Here is a 16062-nt window from a genome sequence, read left to right as displayed (position 1 = left end):
TTTTACGCCATCAAAAAATTACCCGTTTTATGAAAAAAATAAAATTAATTGCTCTTTTGCTTTTTGGTACTGGCGTAGCCCTGCAAGCACAAGAATTAGATGTAAATTTACAAATAAGGCCTCGTTTTGAATACCGAAACGGATATAAACAACTTCTGCAAGAAGCACAGGAAGGTACGTCGCAAATTTCACAGCGCTCTCGTTTAAATTTTAATTATAAACAAGAAGATCTAATTGTAAAATTGACGCTGCAAAATACCAGAACCTGGGGTGATGTTGTTCCGGCAGCTACAGCAGATAAAAATGGAGTTGCTGTTTTTGAAGCCTGGGCACAATACAATTTCACAGAAAAATGGAGTGCCAGAATGGGACGTCAGGTGCTTTCTTATGACAATCAACGTATTTTGGGTGAACAAGATTGGGGGCAACAGGCACAAAGCCATGATGCACTTACAGTTTCATTTCATACTGAAAAACAGAAATTAGACTTTGGAGGTGCTTATAATTCAACTGCCGAAAATGTTCTTCAGACTCCTTATACAGTTGCCAGTTATAAAGCTTTACAATATGCCTGGTATCATAACCAATTTAATGAAGCTTTTGGTTTGAGTTTCTTATTATTAAATACAGGCTACGAATATGCCAATGCTGATGCTAAATTATTAGTAGATTACAAACAAACTTTTGGACCTTATTTAACTTATAAAAAAGGTAAAATCGATACTAACTTTTGGGTACACGGACAAACCGGAAAAAGTACAGATTTACAAGTAAGTGCCTGGAATGCTGCAGCAAATTTTAATTACAGCATAACCGATTCTTTTAAAGCTGGTTTAGGATATGAATTTTTATCAGGGAAAGACACAAATGATGCAAGTACAGTTATTAAATCGTTCAACCCTATTTTCGGGACTAATCACGGTTTTAATGGTTATATGGATTATTTTTATGTTGGAAATCACTTAAATAATGTTGGTTTACAAGATGCATTTATTAAACTAAATTATAATGTCAATAAATGGCAGTTTGCTTTAATGCCGCACGTATTCTTATCAGCTGCTGATGTAGTTACACCAACTGAAAAATTAGATTCGTATTTAGGAACTGAGATTGATGCAACTTTTGGGTATAACTTCAAGAAAGACATTACAGTTTCAGGAGGTTATTCTCAAATGTTTGGTTCTAAAACTTTAGAATTTATTAAAAATGGAGACGCCGGCCATACCAACAATTGGGCGTGGTTAATGATTTCTGTAAATCCAAGAATTTTTAGCTGGAAAAAATAGTTTTTCCTCAAAATTAACCTATCAATTTTACCCTTTTCCTATTTCGGAAAAGGGTATTTTTTTTATTTACAAAAAACTTACTATATCTCGTTTAATTAATTATATTTGAATCGATTACGAACCCCAAATTCTATCCCCCAAATGAAACAATTTTTAAAACTATCAATGTTAACTTTCATTGTAGCTCAGCCTGGTATTGGCCAAAAATACAATGATGCTTTAATTTCAAAAAACTCTGAAATTAATTTCGCCAAAACACAAAAAAGAGGCATTAAAAAAGACAACATTATTTATTATGTTGAAAATGATCTACAAACCATTTCGGCCTACAAAAGAAGTAAACTAAAATGGCAGACCAATGTAATTTCTGTTTGCGGAAAACCAAAAAAAGGAGAACCTGAAATTAGATATGTAGGATATAATGCAAACAAACTGCTTATCGTTATCGGAAAACATAATTTTGCTGAAATTGACATTAATAGTGGTGAAACAAAATTTGTTGGTTAAGATTGAAAATACCAAGCACTATTTAATCTAATTTTCTAAAATATACATTTTTAATTTACCCTTTTTCAGTTTTGGAAAAGGGTATTTTTTTGTACAAAGCACAAATACTTTTATACTTTAATTTGTACTTTCGTTAACAACAAAAACTTTTCTATAAATCAATTTGAAAACAAACAATCGTGAAAAGATTAAAATATTCATTAGTATTAGGTTTAGGAACTAGTATCTTTTTAGCCCTATATTTTTATTATAAAGAAAACTATACTTCTAACGTTATACTAGTTATCGCAGTCTTTATGTTTATTTTCATGACATTAATATCTTATTTTAAGATGTTTGCGCATATAAACAGTAAAGAAGTTATTTTTCAAGAATTAAAAAATGTAACCTATTCTGGAAGAGCAAATCATTATCTAAATGGAATCACAGTTGGCGGAAATCTTTATTTAGTAGATAATCAACTAATCTTTCAAACTAACATTCTTAATTTTCTCCAAAAACACGAATGTATAATTAATCTAAAAGATATTACCTCGATAGAATTTGAAAAGACTTTAGGAATGATCAACAACGGATTATTAATAAGAACTGAAAATGGTTTAAAAGAACAATTTGTTGTAACAAACAGAGAAAAATGGAAAAATGAAATTGAAAAAGAGCTGAAAATAGAATCCTAAATCTATTTAAACGTCTACAAAATGAAAATCATAGCTTGGAATTGCAACATGGCATTCAGGAAAAAAGCAGAATTCATTCTAGCTCACAATCCTGATATTGCTGTAATTTCTGAGTGTGAAAATCCTGAAAAATTAAAGTTTCCTGCTAATATTCAATTGCCAAACGATATTCTTTGGTACGGAACAAATCCGCATAAAGGACTTGGCGTTTTCTCTTATAGCGATTATCGGTTTCAATTGTTAGATTGCCATAATCCAAACTTTAAAAATATCTTACCAATAGCCGTAACTAGAGGAAAATTAGATTTTATCTTATTTGCAATCTGGGCAAACAATCCTGAAGATAAAGACGGACAATATGTAACCCAAGTTTGGAAAGCAATTAATTATTATGAAGATCTAATTCAAGAAACCAAAACCATATTAATTGGAGATTTCAACAGCAATACGATTTGGGACAAACCGCGAAGAGAAGGCAATCATACAACCGTTGTAAACAAACTGGGAGACAAAAAGATTTTTAGCACGTATCATAAATATTTTAATCAAATTCAGGGTAAAGAAGAGCATCCAACTTTATATCTTTATAGACACGAAAACAAACCGTATCATCTGGATTACTGCTTTGCTTCAAATGATTTTATTGAAACTCTGGAAAGTGTCGAAATAGGAACTTATCAAGACTGGACAGCGCTCAGCGACCACAAACCTTTAATAATAAAATTCAATATATAAACCATGAACAACTGGACTCAGCGATGGGACGACCGTTACAGCAGCGAAGAGTTTGCGTACGGCGAAGACCCCAACAATTATTTAAAAGAACAATTAGAAAAACTAAATCCCGGCGCTATTCTTTTTCCTGCTGAAGGCGAAGGAAGAAATGCCATTTTTGCAGCAAAATCAGGCTGGAAAGTTTCCGCTTTTGATATTAGCGAAGAAGGAAAAAACAAAGCCTTAAAACTTGCTGAAACAAACAATGTTTCAATTGATTATCAGGTTGGCGAATTAGAAACGCTGGATTTTCAGGAAGAACAATTTGACGCTATTGCTTTGATTTATGCTCATTTTCCGGCAGAAATTAAATCGGCTATTCATAAACAACTTGACAAGTTATTACGCAAAAATGGTATTATTATTTTTGAAGCTTTCAGCAAAAAGCATTTGGAATATCTTGCTGTTAATGATAAAGTTGGAGGACCGAAAGATATTGAATCTTTATTTTCAATCGAAGAAATAAAAGCTGATTTTCCTAACTACGAAATCATCCAATTAGAAGAAACAGAAATTGAACTGAATGAAGGTTTGTTCCATAACGGAAAAGGTTCTGTGATTCGATTTGTTGGAAAGAAAAAATAACTAATTTACAAATGTTGAGACGCATTCAAATGCGTCTCAACAGAACATCTCAACTAAATTCTCTTTAATTTTTATATTTCATTCCCATATCTTCAATAGAGAATTTGTCTGTCAATAAATGCAATAATTTATCTCTTAAAGCAATATATTCAGGCATTTTCACGATTTCAATTTTGTTTCTCGGCCTTGGCAAATGCACTTCTACAATTTCTCTGATGGTCGATGCCGGACCATTATTCAACACCACAATTCTATCAGATAAAAACAAAGCTTCTTCGATATCATGCGTGATCATTACGATCGTTTTTTCCCTGTTGTCTAAATTCCACAATTTCAAAACTTCCAACTGCATCGATCCTTTTGTTAAGGCATCTAAAGCTCCGAAAGGTTCGTCCAAAAGTAATACTCCCGGATTGATTGCAAAAGCTCTCGCAATAGCAACACGTTGTTTCATTCCACCCGAAAGTTGCCCAGGTAATTTATCTTTATGTTCAAATAAATTGACCATTTTTAAATTCTGAATCACAATTTCGTGTTTCTCTTTTTTAGAACAATTCATAACCGAATCAACAGCCTGAAAGATATTTTGTTCTACCGTTAACCAAGGCAAAAGTGAATAATTCTGAAAAACAATTCCGCGATCCGGCCCCGGGCCTTTTATTTTTTGATTGGCTAATTCGACAGAACCGCCAGTTGGCGTCAACATGCCGCCAATAGCATTCATAATAGTCGATTTTCCACAACCAGAATGTCCTATTATCGAAATGATTTCTCCTTTTTGAATGGATAAATTAATATCACGAACAGCAATGTATTTCCCTTTTGGAGTTGGAAATGATATCTCTAAATTTTTGATTTCTAAATAACTCATGAGTGTATAATTTTAGATTTTTGAAAGTTTCAAGTTTCAGGTTTCAGGTTGCCTCTCTTTGTCCCTTTGAACCTTTGCTTCTTTGCACCTCTGATTAAGCTTTGTAAGCCACTTTATTTTCCACGTATGTAAAAAATTTATCGAATATCAAACCAACTATTCCAATGATGATAATGGCTGAAATTACTTTTTCTAAACTTAAGGCGTTCCAGCTGTCCCATACGAAGAAACCAATTCCGGCTCCACCTGAAAGCATTTCTCCGGCAACAATAACCAGCCACGCCACACTGATGCTCAATCGTAATCCGGTAATAATGTGCGGCAAACTAAAGGGAATCAAAATTTTAGTCAGGTAACGCATTTTAGAAAAACCGAATGCTTTTGCTACATTTTTATGATCTTGGGGAATAGAAGCAATTCCGAAAGAAGTATTGATTAAAGTCGACCATAAGGATGTAATGAAAACGATAAATATAGTCGCCATACCCGTATCTTTAAAAACGACCAAACCAATAGGAAACCATGCCAAAGGCGAAACGGGTTTCAAAAGCTGTACAATGGGATACATAATTTGTTTGCAAATCGTACTGGCTCCCATCAAAATCCCAATTGGAATTGCCACTAAGGAACCTAACAAAAAGCCCAATAAAACGGTTTTTATTGAATTGAATAACTGCAAACCGATTCCTTTATCATTTGGACCGTAATCATAAAACGGATCGCTTAACATTTCTTTCAAAACAGTAAAAGTAGCCAAAGGTCCAGGTAATGCATCTTTAGTATAAAAACTCAACAAACTCCAAAAACCAATAAATAAAGCAATTCCGATTCCTGCAAATGCAGTTGATTTTAGTTTAATCAAAATTGAATTTAAAATCAATTTTAGTTTCTCATTTCTTCCGTTATCAATCGCTGTATTTTCCATCAAAACTTCCGTTTGATCCGCAATATCGTTTAGCGTTAATGTATCTTTATTAGACATGATATTTTAATTTAAATTTGAAATTACTTTTTAACCACCTTTAAATATGCCGCCGGATCTGAAGGATCAAAAACCGTTTTATCCATCGTTAACGAGAAAGGTTTCATATCATCATTTGGCACTTTTACTTTCATACTTTTGGCCACTTCTTCGTATAAATCCTGTAAAATCAATTTATCTGCGATTGCTTTATAATTTGGTGCTTCTTTCAAATACCCGAATCGAACATATTGCGCCATGGCCCAAATCGCGTAAGACTTTCTAGGATAATTCACCAGACCACCTTTGTAAAACAACATGTAATCTTTGGCATAAACTTCCGTTCCCTGGTTGCAGCCCAAATCGTAATTTCCCATTAACCTATTTTCAATAACATCCGCAGGAGCGTTTACATAAGGCGCTTTCCCGATTATGGCAGCCGCTTTTTTACGATTTGCAGGATTATCTAACCAAATACACGCTTCTAAAACCGCTTTCATCACTTTTACAAGATCAGTTCTTCTTTTTTCGCTGAATTCTTTATTGACAACCAAAGCTTTTTCAGGATGGTCTTTCCAGATATCTTGCGAAGCGACTTGTGTAAAACCAATTCCTTGTTTTACCGCAACACCGCCCCAAGGCTCTCCAACGCAATAACCATCCATATTTCCAACTTTCATATTGGCTACCATTTGCGGAGGTGGAATCGTAATAATTTTAGATGTTTTTTGACTTACACCTGCAATGGCCATCCAGTTTCTTAGCCATAAATCGTGTGTTCCTCCAGGAAAAGTCATGGCAAAAGTCACTTCTTTTTCTGCCTTAAGTTTGGCTGCCACAACAGGCGCAATTTTGTTCATTTGTTTGAAACCTACTTTTCCACAAAAATCATTTGAAAGTGTAATCGCCTGACCATTCACATTCAGCATCATGGCGATTTTCATTTCAGAACCTGCTTTTCCTCCTACCCCTGTGTAAATCGAAAACGGCATTGAATACAGACAGTGCGCTCCGTCTAATTCACCGGTTAAAATTTTATCACGAACATTCGCCCATGAAGATTCTTTGGTTACCACGACTTCAACTCCGTATTTTTTAAACAATCCTAATTCTTTTGCCATTACGATTGGAGAACAATCTGTTAGAGGAATAAATCCGAGTTTTACAGGATCATTTTGAGCTGCAACTTCTGAAAAAGAAGAAGCTAAAACGAGTATTAAAATCAGTATCATTCTTTTGAAAACTTCTGATGTATTTATCTGTATTTTTTTCATTTTTAAGAAATTTAAAAGTTATTGATTTATTACTTTTTAGCTAAAAAGTTTGGTTTGATATTTAGCATTACATAAGCAAACTGAGGGTTTAAATCTGCATTGGCAATATTTTTAACCGCTGCAGAAGCCATAGAATTTGTAGCTTTCATGAAAGAATAACCTGCTTCGATATTAATAATTTTGGTTAGATTGTATTTTACAAGTAAATCAAGTTCAGTTCCCAGATAAGAGTTTAGCTTTCCACCAGCTCCATTAGACAAAGTATTTGCCGACTCAAAACCGTGAATGTCCAATGCGAAACTTAGATTGTCTTTGGCATTGTATTTTATTTTGAAGAAGTAATCCAGTAAACCTTGTTTTCCAAAGCCGTTTGCAGCATAAAAATAATCCATACTTCCCCAGAATTTATGCGGCGTTCCGTAAAGCGGATCAAATCGATTGTCTTTTGAATCGGCGGTAACTGTTTTGGTTCCGTCATCACCCGATAAAAAATCAACTCCAGGCCCAATAAATAATTTTCTTCCTACTTGTAAGGTTGATGTAATCGACAATAAATTAGCATTTAACGATCTTCCATCTTTATTTTTTCCTCCTTGATAATAGTAGCTTCCCATCAAATTTAATTTTCGGGTTACATTGGTGTTGAAGTAGATTCCGGTCGTATTTCTGCTCCAAACTCCTGTTCCGTTTACTTTAGTAGTCACTGGTGGCGTTCCGGCAGTCGCTAAAGTATATTTGTTGAAATCATCCTTGAAGAATAGAAAAGACAAGTCACCAAAGAAGAATTTTCTGCCTACATAAGCGTACTGAAAAGATTTGTACATAGTTCCAATTCCGTTAGTTCCTGCACCGTAAGCCGGATTTGTGCCATTGTAAATGGTTCCCGTATTATTTTCTTTATTCTGATTGAAAGCTGCTCCAACATCAGCAATCCAGCCCTTATTGGCAAATTTGAAAACGATCGCATCGTGACGTCTTCCTTGTTGCAACCAGTCTAAACTTCCCAAAACTTTTTGATCGTCATAAGCGATTTCCTGACGTCCGGCTTTTATAGACAAATTTTGAATCGTACTTACCGTATCATTCAAAAAAATCTCTGCCCAGGCTTCGTGCAATAAAATTCCGTTATTTGCTTCTGTTGTTGTTCTGTTAATAGAAGAAGCATCTTGCCCCCAAACGCGAACATCTTGCAGCGCTGTAAAAATTTTAAATCTATATCCGGAATATCCGGCGTTTAATCTTGTTCTCTGACTTGTAAATAAAGCGGCTTTATCACCTTCTTGTTGTAATGTTCCTTGTCCGGCACGCATTTCAACACGGTCTCTTAACTGACCTGTAAGTGTAAATTGCGCTTTTGCTTGATAGCTTCCTAAAATTGTAAGTACAAAACCCAATAGAATAGATTTTGAAAATTTAGATGTAAAAATAGTACCTTGGTTTTTTAATATTGGATTGGTTAATTTGCTCATAATAATTTGTTTTGATTTGTATGAGGCAAATTTATATACGTACAAATACTTAAGTACAATACTTATACCATGTCAAAATATTTTTTTTAACCGATAAAAAGCGTTTGAAAGTCAATTTGTTTTCTGCGTTTTGGCATGAATTTGAAGCGAATATCAGTGGAATAAGGGATTTTTGTTATTACGTAATTTAACTTAATTATTGAATTAGATAATGTGGTAATTAGAAAATTAGATAATTGTAGAGAGAGAAACGAAATGTGATTTTACGGTTGGGATTGGTAACCCGCTGGATAATAAAACATAGCCAACTGTTTTACCGTTGGGAGCATTAAAATGATAAACGATATGTCTACCAAGGTTGAAACCTTGGGCTATATTGAAAAACGAGTTTATGAGCGAAGTCAAGGGTTTACCTCATAGAATAGAGCAAAACCTGAAACAAAGAAAACCTGAAACTTGAAACTAAAAATACTTATGTTCCTTGATTTCTGACTGAAGTTTTGGAATGGCAAGGATGCCAATTCTTTTGCCTACTGTTTTTATTAAGGACTCTTTTTTTAGGCTTGAAAGAACACGAATAACCTGTTCTTCAGTCGTTCCGGCGAAGTCTGCGATTTCTTTCCTTGAAAGTTCGATTTCAATTAAACCGTTTATTTGTCCAAATTTTCGGTGAATGTATAATAATAAATCAACGACACGTTCACGAACATTCATATGGGCAATTTTACGGATGTTGTTTTCGCTTTTATTGAGTTCATCGGCATAAAACAACATTAAGGCATACGTAAATTCAGGAACATTATGAAGAATTTCCATCATAGTTTCATTGCTGAAATTACACAAAACCGTATCTTCAAGAGCATAAGCACCAATAAGATAACGTTTACTTGTTCCGAAACCACGAAAACCAACTGTATCGCCGTTTTTAGTAAGGCGAACAATTTGCTCGCGGCCGTTAATTCCGGTTTTAACTGTTTTTACTTTTCCTTTACAGATAAAATAAAGTCCCTGAATTGGAGCACCTTCAATGATAAACTGCTGCGATTTTTTGCAAAGAAAACTATGTTTCTTCTGAACATATTGTTTCATTTGTTCCAGATGCAGATGTTTTTTAATAAAACAGTTCTCGTTGGCACAGGTATAACAAATTGCTTGCTCGTCTTTCATGAGTTCTAAATTTTAACCGATTTAAAAACTAATTTGTTGTTCCTCATTTATTTTTATCAAAAATAGAAAAATAATTTCAAAAAATACGTATTTATACGTAAAAATACTTATTTTTGTATACGTGATTTATCTAAATCTCCGCAGATTCAAGAATTAGTATCTAAAAAAGAACTGTAATGCAAAATACCAAAATCAAAACTACCTGTTCCTATTGTGGCGTCGGCTGCGGAATTATCGTCACTAACGATGCCAAAAACGGCGTAATGGTAGAAGGCGACAAAGATCATCCGGTCAACAAAGGAATGTTGTGCTCTAAGGGTATGAATCTGCATTATGTAGTTAATGATACTTCAGACAGAATTTTATATCCGGAAATGCGGGGGAGTAAATCGTATCCGCTGGAACGCGTGAGCTGGGATACGGCGCTTGATCGTGCGGCGGCTGTTTTTTCTTCCATCATAAAAAAACACGGCCCTGACAGTGTTGGATTTTATATTTCGGGACAATGTTTAACCGAGGAATATTATTTGGTAAACAAACTCGTAAAAGGTTTTTTGAAAACCAATAATATCGATACCAATTCCCGCCTTTGCATGAGTTCTGCTGTTGTGGGTTATAAAAAAACTTTTGGAGAAGATTCTGTACCAATTTCTTACGATGATATCGAACTTGCCGATACACTTTTAATTACAGGTGCAAATCCTGCTTGGTGCCATCCTATTTTATTTAGAAGAATTGAAAAACACAAAGAGAAAAATCCGAAAACAAAAATAATCGTAATCGATCCGAGACGAACAGACACCGCAGCTTTCGCCGATATTCATTTACAGATTATTCCCGGATCAGATATTATTTTATATCATGCCATCGCCAAACGTATTATCGAAAAAGGGTACGTAGACCATGATTTCGTAAAAAACAATGCCGAGAATTTCAAACAATATAAAGATTTAGTGCTGAGTACTTCACTCGAAAAAGCTTCTAAACTCTGCGGGATTCCGGTAAACGATATTAAACTTGCAGCCGACACTATCGGAAAAGCAAAAGGATTCCTTTCGTTTTGGGCAATGGGTTTAAACCAAAGTGCCGTTGGAGTAGATAAAAATACGGCGCTGCTAAATTTATCTTTATTAACGGGACAAGTTGGAAAGCCAGGTTCAGGCCCATTTTCCTTAACCGGACAGCCCAACGCAATGGGCGGACGTGAAGTTGGAGGAATGGCAACACTTTTGGCGGCACATAAAGATATCGCCAATCCGCAGCATCGTAAAGAAGTTGCCGATTTTTGGGGCGTTGACGAACTTTCAGATAAACCGGGCTTAACAGCAACGGAAATGTTTGATGCTTTAGAATCCGGAAAAATGAAAGCGGTTTGGATTATCTGTACCAATCCACTTGTAAGTTTACCTGATTCCAGGAGAATTGAAAAAGCGCTTCAAAACGCCAAATTTGTTGTCGTTCAGGATATTTCGCATAATGCCGATACCGCAAAATTTGCCGATTTACTTTTGCCAGCTGCCGGATGGTTAGAGAAAGAAGGAACAATGACCAACTCAGAACGTCGAATTTCTTATCTTCCAAAAGGAATAAATGCACCGGGAGAAGCACTTCCGGATATCGAAATCTTAATTCGTTTTGCCAAAAAAATGAATTTCCATGGATTCAATTTTAATAGTGCCGAAGAAATTTACAAGGAACATTGTGCGCTTACCAAAGGTACAAACATCGATATTTCATATTTAAATTATCATCGTTTAAAAACCGAAGGCACTTTTCAGTGGCCCGTTCCAGATTACGGACATCCTGGAACTTCCCGCCTATTTACCGATAAAAAATTCTATACACCATCGCAAAAAGCCATTTTTAATTTACCTGCAGCGATTGAAAATACATCAGAACAGCCAACACCGCAATTCCCGTTTATATTAACAACCGGAAGAGTTCGCGACCAATGGCATACGATGACTAAAACAGGAAAAGTTTCCCGATTAATGACACATACTCCAAGTCCGGTTTTAGAAATTAATCCTATTGATGCTTTTAAAAATAATATCAAAAATGGAGATATTGTAATTGTTTCCAGTAAAAATGGCGAAGTTCGTGTAAAAGCAAAAGTAACCGATTCGATCAAAGAAAAAGTAGTCTTCCTGCCAATGCATTGGGGAAAACAACTCGAAAATGATTTAAACCGAACTAATAATTTAACCAATACCGTTGTCGATCCGGTTTCAAAAGAACCTGATTTTAAATTCACCACCGTTGCAATTACGAAATATGTAAAACCATTTCAAAAAATTGCGATTGTAGGCGCAGGTGCCGCTTCTTTTAGATTTATTCAAAACTACCGTGAATTCAATACAACCGATGAAATTATTGTTTTTTCGAATGAAATAAATCCGTTTTACAATCGTGTTTTACTGCCGGAATATATGACGGGCGAATTCAGCTGGGAACAGCTTTTAAAAGTAAAAGACGGCGAAGCTTTAAATAAGCTCAACATTACCATGAAAGCTGGCGTTGCGATCGATAAAATAGATACAGCCAATAAAGTTATAAAAGACAGCTTGGGCGAAACACACACTTTCGATTCGTTAATTTTAGCTACAGGAAGTCGTCCATTTATTCCAGAAAACGCACAGCTTCATCTTCCGGGCCGATTTACCGTAAGAAGAAAAGAAGATGCAGATCGTTTAAAGAAACATCTCGACAGCACCAATCTTCCACCAGAAGAACAGCATGTTGTGATTATTGGCGGAGGTTTATTAGGATTAGAATTGGCTGCCGCTTTAAAACATAAAAAAGTAAAAACAACCATAATTCAAAGAGCATCGCGTTTGATGGAACGTCAGCTGGATTTAATCTCCAGTAAATTATTGGCCGAAGAAGTTCAGCTTCGTGATATTCAGATTTATTTTGATAATGAAGTCAGTACCGTTTTTGAAACCGATAATTCAAACGAAATAGAAATTGCGCTAAAAAGCGGTAGAATCATTACCGCGAATGCTATCGTTTATACCATCGGAACAATTCCAAACATAGAAATTGCCAGAGAAAGTGGTCTTTCCTGCGGACGCGGCGTGAAAGTAAACCAGTATTTACAAACCTCAAATCCAGATATTTTTGCAATTGGAGAAATAGCCGAATTCAATAATAAATTATTCGGAATCACTTCTGCCGCCGAAGAACAGGCAGATATTTTAGCCAACTTTTTAGCCGGAGATATCAGCAGTTATTACAAAGGTTCGGTTTTAATGAATATTTTAAAACTCGAAGATTTAAATCTTTGCAGCATTGGCGATATTGAAATTCCGGAAAACGACGATTCATTCGAAGAAATTATTTTTGCCGATTTGAAAAAACGCTATTACAAAAAATGCATCGTAAAAGATGATTTACTGGTGGGTGCTATTTTAATGGGAGATAAAAACGAGTTTGCCGAATTCAAAACGATGATCGAAAGCAAAATCGAATTATCAGACAAACGAAATTTATTATTAAGAGGAAGCTCAAATGCAAAACCTGTTTTAGGAAAATTGGTTTGTTCCTGCAGTCAGGTTGGAGCCGGAAACATCGAAGAAACCATTAAAAGCGGTGTAAATAATTTTACCGATTTATGCAAAAACACAGGAGCCGGTTTAGGCTGCGGAAGCTGTAAAACAGAAGTTAAAGAGATATTGGCGAAATGTAAATAGTTTCTTTTGTTTCATGTTTCAAGTTGTTGGAACGCGAAACCTGAAACATGAAACCTGAAACAAAACAAAAACCATGGAGTTAACAAGATTAATAGTAAAAGGAGGCGTTATTTCGCCGGGAGAATTGAGAGAAGTAGTTAATATGGCTGCAGATCAAGGACTGGATTCTATTTCATTTGGGTCGAGACAGGATATTATTTTCCCAAAAGGTTTTAAATCTTTGGATAAAAACGCTTTAGGAAAACATCATTTTGTTTATCCCGATCAAAAAAGTGGAAATAATATTGTTTCGTCTTATGTTTCTACTGATATTTTTAGAAATACCAATTGGCTTACCGGAAATAAATTTCTTTACATTTTAGAACTTTTTAAAGAACAGCCCAAACTAAAAGTCAACATAAACGATCCGAAACAACAGTTGGTTCCGTTGTTTACCGGACATTTAAATTTTATTGCTTCAGAACACGAAGATTATTGGTATTTATATATTCGTCTACCAAAATGGGAACGTATGGAAGTGTATCCTGTTCTAATTTACAGCTGGGATATTGCTAAATTCTATTACGAAATCGAAAAAATTACCGCCGAAGAATCTATCGGAATCGATTTGATTTTTAATCTCGTAAGCGAGGCTTTAGACACCAATAACAGAACGATTGATAAACCTTTGAATGTTCCGTTTTATCCGTTTCCTTATTATGAAGGAATGAATAGAATGGGAATCGATCAATATTGGCTCGGACTTTATTGGCGTAATAACCTTTATGATCTGGATTTCCTAAAAGAAATGTGCGATTTATGTTTCGACTGCAAAATCGGAAAAATCTGCATTACGCCCTGGAAATCTTTTATTATTAAAGGAATCCCAAAAGACCGAAAACTAGAATGGGAAAAATTCTTAGGTAAAAGAGGAATCAACGTTCGTCATTCCTTATTAGAACTTAACTGGCATTTACCCGTTGCCATGGAATGGGCCCTGAACCTGAAAACTTTTTTGGTTCGAACGCTCGATCAATTTGATATCAGTACTTACGGATTGAATTTCGGAATATCCGAATACAATCGCGACGGGCATTATTTTACTTCTATCGTAATTGAAAAAAACGAACTTCCAGCCGCTTTAGAGTCGATAAAAATTCGCGATACCTATAATGTATTATATGCGAAGAATTTCGATCCAAATACACGAGAATACATTGTGCATTCGCAAGACATTGACAAACTCGAACTGCCAACTATTTTAATTGAATTAAGCCGAAAATATTTCGACGAACTCGGAAATGCAGCCGCAGAAACCACCGAAAAAACTCAGAAAAAAGAAAAACCGCAGCAAGATATTTACCAATGTCAGGAATGCTTAACGTTGTATAAGTCAGAATTTGGAGATGAAAGCCAAGGCATTCCAAAAGGTATTTTGTTTACAGATTTAGGCGAAGATTATTGCTGTTCCTTATGCGAAGCGCCAAAAAGCAATTTCAAAATTCTGGACAGGATCGATAGCGAACTGACGAAGTAAATTGCAGAGAATTAATATTTATCAGAATAATTATTAGGAGCTAATCCCGCTGTCCTTCCAAATCTTTTGTGTCTCGTTCCAAAAAACGAGACACAAAAGGATTTTCCCTCCCATCGGGGCAAGGGCACTCGTTTTCAAAAGAGACATCAAGTAAATACATTTTACATTTTACATTTCACTTTTTACATTTACAATTCGCCATTCACAATTCACAATTCATTTTTCACATCTCACTTTTAACAATCTCCTCATTTATACAGCAATTTTCTCTGTTTTTTCATGTAGAATTGTTAAGAGATTTCGATTTTTAATTTCATTAAAAAAGTCAAGCGTTTTACTTTCAAATAGTTAAGCTAAAATTTTAATAAAAAACTTAACATTAGGAGACTTGTTTTATAATTATCTTTACTTAACTGTAAATTAACAATTTAGTTACATTACTAACGATATCCTCATTTAAAAGCGCACTAATATGGAAAACAAGAACGAAGAAATTACCCCTGAGAAAATCGATTCACCTACAACAGAAAATATTCAGCCAGCTGCAGAAAATGTAAAAGCTGAAAATAAAACACCCGCAAAAGCACCTGTTCGTAAGACTGCTCCAGTTAAAACTGCTGCAACGACTAAAGCTGCTACAACTGCAAAACCTGCTGCAACAGCTGCAAAAAAACCAGCAACTGCAGCAAAAGCACCTGCCGCTTCTGTTTCAAAAACAGCTGTAACTACGCCAAAGCCGGCAGCACGTAGAGCACCTGCTAAAAAAGTATTAACTCCAACTATTAAACCGGAAGCAGTAAAAACTGTAGTTACAGAAACTGCTGTTTCTGATGCAAAGAAAGAAAGCACAAATGGAACAACTACAACTGTAGAAACTTCTAAAAATAAATCTGATAAAAAAGTAAAGAAAGTGAAGGACAAAGAAAAGGACAAAGCGAAAAAGAAATTAGCTAAGAAAAAAGAGAAAGCTAAAAAAGACAAAAAGAAAGAGAAAGCTAAAAAAGCAAAACTAAAAGCTGCTGCTAAGAAAAAAGAAAAAGCTAAAAAAGCGAAGGATAAAGCTAAAGCTAAAAAAATAGCTAAAAAGAAAGCAAAGTCTCAGAAAAAGGCAAAAGCTAAAAAGAAAAAATAATATTTAGAAAGGTTTGACTTTTAAAAAGTTAAACCTTTTTTTTATGCGTTCCAATGAGTCATTGCGAGGAACGAAGCAATCGCACTAATAATAAGTTATGTTGTGCATGCTAGTGAGATTGCTTCGTTCCTTGCAAGGACATATTGTGCGA

At 34.9% G+C, this 16062-nt stretch carries 13 protein-coding genes; 8 read left to right on the top strand and 5 right to left on the bottom strand.

Annotated features, from left to right (window positions below):
• The first annotated feature begins 29 nt into the window (after positions 1–29).
• The 5 genes from ASD98_RS08505 to ASD98_RS08485 all read left to right on the top strand — a co-directional run bounded on the left by ASD98_RS08505 (position 30) and on the right by ASD98_RS08485 (position 3829).
• Positions 30–1286: an alginate export family protein gene (locus ASD98_RS08505; protein ID WP_056202745.1), complete on the top strand. Its 1257-nt coding sequence runs from the start codon at positions 30–32 to the stop codon at positions 1284–1286.
• A gap of 141 nt (positions 1287–1427) precedes the next feature.
• Positions 1428–1793 (top strand): hypothetical protein, encoded by a 366-nt coding sequence (locus tag ASD98_RS08500; protein ID WP_056202741.1) that lies wholly within the window; start codon positions 1428–1430, stop codon positions 1791–1793.
• A gap of 179 nt (positions 1794–1972) precedes the next feature.
• Complete coding sequence (locus ASD98_RS08495; RefSeq protein WP_128414795.1) at positions 1973–2470, top strand: GRAM domain-containing protein; 498 nt, start codon at positions 1973–1975, stop codon at positions 2468–2470.
• 21 nt (positions 2471–2491) lie between these two features.
• Positions 2492–3205: an endonuclease/exonuclease/phosphatase family protein gene (locus ASD98_RS08490; protein ID WP_056202735.1), complete on the top strand. Its 714-nt coding sequence runs from the start codon at positions 2492–2494 to the stop codon at positions 3203–3205.
• A gap of 3 nt (positions 3206–3208) precedes the next feature.
• The gene (locus ASD98_RS08485) at positions 3209–3829 is read left to right on the top strand and encodes a bifunctional 2-polyprenyl-6-hydroxyphenol methylase/3-demethylubiquinol 3-O-methyltransferase UbiG (RefSeq protein ID WP_056202731.1); all 621 of its coding nucleotides are present in this window, start codon (positions 3209–3211) and stop codon (positions 3827–3829) included.
• Between the two features lie 64 nt (positions 3830–3893).
• On the opposite strand, the gene ASD98_RS08480 is transcribed toward ASD98_RS08485, so the two are convergent.
• From ASD98_RS08480 to ASD98_RS08460, 5 genes are all read right to left on the bottom strand, one after another.
• Positions 3894–4700 (bottom strand): ABC transporter ATP-binding protein, encoded by an 807-nt coding sequence (locus ASD98_RS08480; protein WP_056202729.1) that lies wholly within the window; start codon positions 4698–4700, stop codon positions 3894–3896.
• 94 nt (positions 4701–4794) lie between these two features.
• A complete protein-coding gene (ntrB, locus tag ASD98_RS08475; protein WP_082577811.1) occupies positions 4795–5682 on the bottom strand; it encodes a nitrate ABC transporter permease in 888 nt (295 codons plus the stop codon).
• Between the two features lie 23 nt (positions 5683–5705).
• Entirely contained in the window at positions 5706–6935 is a 1230-nt protein-coding gene (locus ASD98_RS08470) for a CmpA/NrtA family ABC transporter substrate-binding protein (RefSeq protein WP_056202727.1), read from the bottom strand.
• A gap of 29 nt (positions 6936–6964) precedes the next feature.
• Complete coding sequence (locus tag ASD98_RS08465) at positions 6965–8404, bottom strand: alginate export family protein (protein ID WP_128414794.1); 1440 nt, start codon at positions 8402–8404, stop codon at positions 6965–6967.
• A 462-nt stretch (positions 8405–8866) separates the two neighbouring features.
• Positions 8867–9571, bottom strand: coding sequence for a Crp/Fnr family transcriptional regulator (locus tag ASD98_RS08460; protein WP_056202724.1), 705 nt, complete (start codon positions 9569–9571; stop codon positions 8867–8869).
• A gap of 176 nt (positions 9572–9747) precedes the next feature.
• Between ASD98_RS08460 and ASD98_RS08455 the strand changes: the two genes are divergently transcribed.
• The 3 genes from ASD98_RS08455 (at position 9748) to ASD98_RS08445 (ending at position 15911) form a co-directional block, all read left to right on the top strand.
• Entirely contained in the window at positions 9748–13263 is a 3516-nt protein-coding gene (locus tag ASD98_RS08455; RefSeq protein WP_056202721.1) for a nitrate reductase, read from the top strand.
• 73 nt (positions 13264–13336) lie between these two features.
• Positions 13337–14779: a rubredoxin gene (locus ASD98_RS08450; RefSeq protein ID WP_056202718.1), complete on the top strand. Its 1443-nt coding sequence runs from the start codon at positions 13337–13339 to the stop codon at positions 14777–14779.
• Between the two features lie 472 nt (positions 14780–15251).
• Positions 15252–15911 carry a hypothetical protein gene (locus ASD98_RS08445; RefSeq protein WP_056202715.1) on the top strand — a complete coding sequence of 220 codons (660 nt, stop codon included), beginning with the start codon at positions 15252–15254 and terminating at the stop codon, positions 15909–15911.
• The last annotated feature ends 151 nt before the right edge of the window (positions 15912–16062 follow it).

Origin of the sequence: Flavobacterium sp. Root186, assembly GCF_001428525.1 — a bacterium.
Classification (GTDB): Bacteria; Bacteroidota; Bacteroidia; order Flavobacteriales; family Flavobacteriaceae; genus Flavobacterium.
The sequence above is the reverse complement of the archived record's forward strand: the minus strand, read 5'-3'. Positions and strand labels throughout refer to the sequence as shown.

Coding starts and splice junctions, on each gene's coding strand:
- ASD98_RS08500 (WP_056202741.1), top strand. CDS start 1,428: ATGAAACAATTTTTAAAACTATCAATGTTAACTTTCATTGTAGCTCAG.
- ASD98_RS08490 (WP_056202735.1), top strand. CDS start 2,492: ATGAAAATCATAGCTTGGAATTGCAACATGGCATTCAGGAAAAAAGCA.
- ntrB (WP_082577811.1), bottom strand. CDS start 5,682: ATGTCTAATAAAGATACATTAACGCTAAACGATATTGCGGATCAAACG.
- ASD98_RS08445 (WP_056202715.1), top strand. CDS start 15,252: ATGGAAAACAAGAACGAAGAAATTACCCCTGAGAAAATCGATTCACCT.
- ASD98_RS08465 (WP_128414794.1), bottom strand. CDS start 8,404: ATGAGCAAATTAACCAATCCAATATTAAAAAACCAAGGTACTATTTTT.
- ASD98_RS08480 (WP_056202729.1), bottom strand. CDS start 4,700: ATGAGTTATTTAGAAATCAAAAATTTAGAGATATCATTTCCAACTCCA.
- ASD98_RS08470 (WP_056202727.1), bottom strand. CDS start 6,935: ATGAAAAAAATACAGATAAATACATCAGAAGTTTTCAAAAGAATGATA.
- ASD98_RS08485 (WP_056202731.1), top strand. CDS start 3,209: ATGAACAACTGGACTCAGCGATGGGACGACCGTTACAGCAGCGAAGAG.
- ASD98_RS08460 (WP_056202724.1), bottom strand. CDS start 9,571: ATGAAAGACGAGCAAGCAATTTGTTATACCTGTGCCAACGAGAACTGT.
- ASD98_RS08455 (WP_056202721.1), top strand. CDS start 9,748: ATGCAAAATACCAAAATCAAAACTACCTGTTCCTATTGTGGCGTCGGC.
- ASD98_RS08450 (WP_056202718.1), top strand. CDS start 13,337: ATGGAGTTAACAAGATTAATAGTAAAAGGAGGCGTTATTTCGCCGGGA.
- ASD98_RS08505 (WP_056202745.1), top strand. CDS start 30: ATGAAAAAAATAAAATTAATTGCTCTTTTGCTTTTTGGTACTGGCGTA.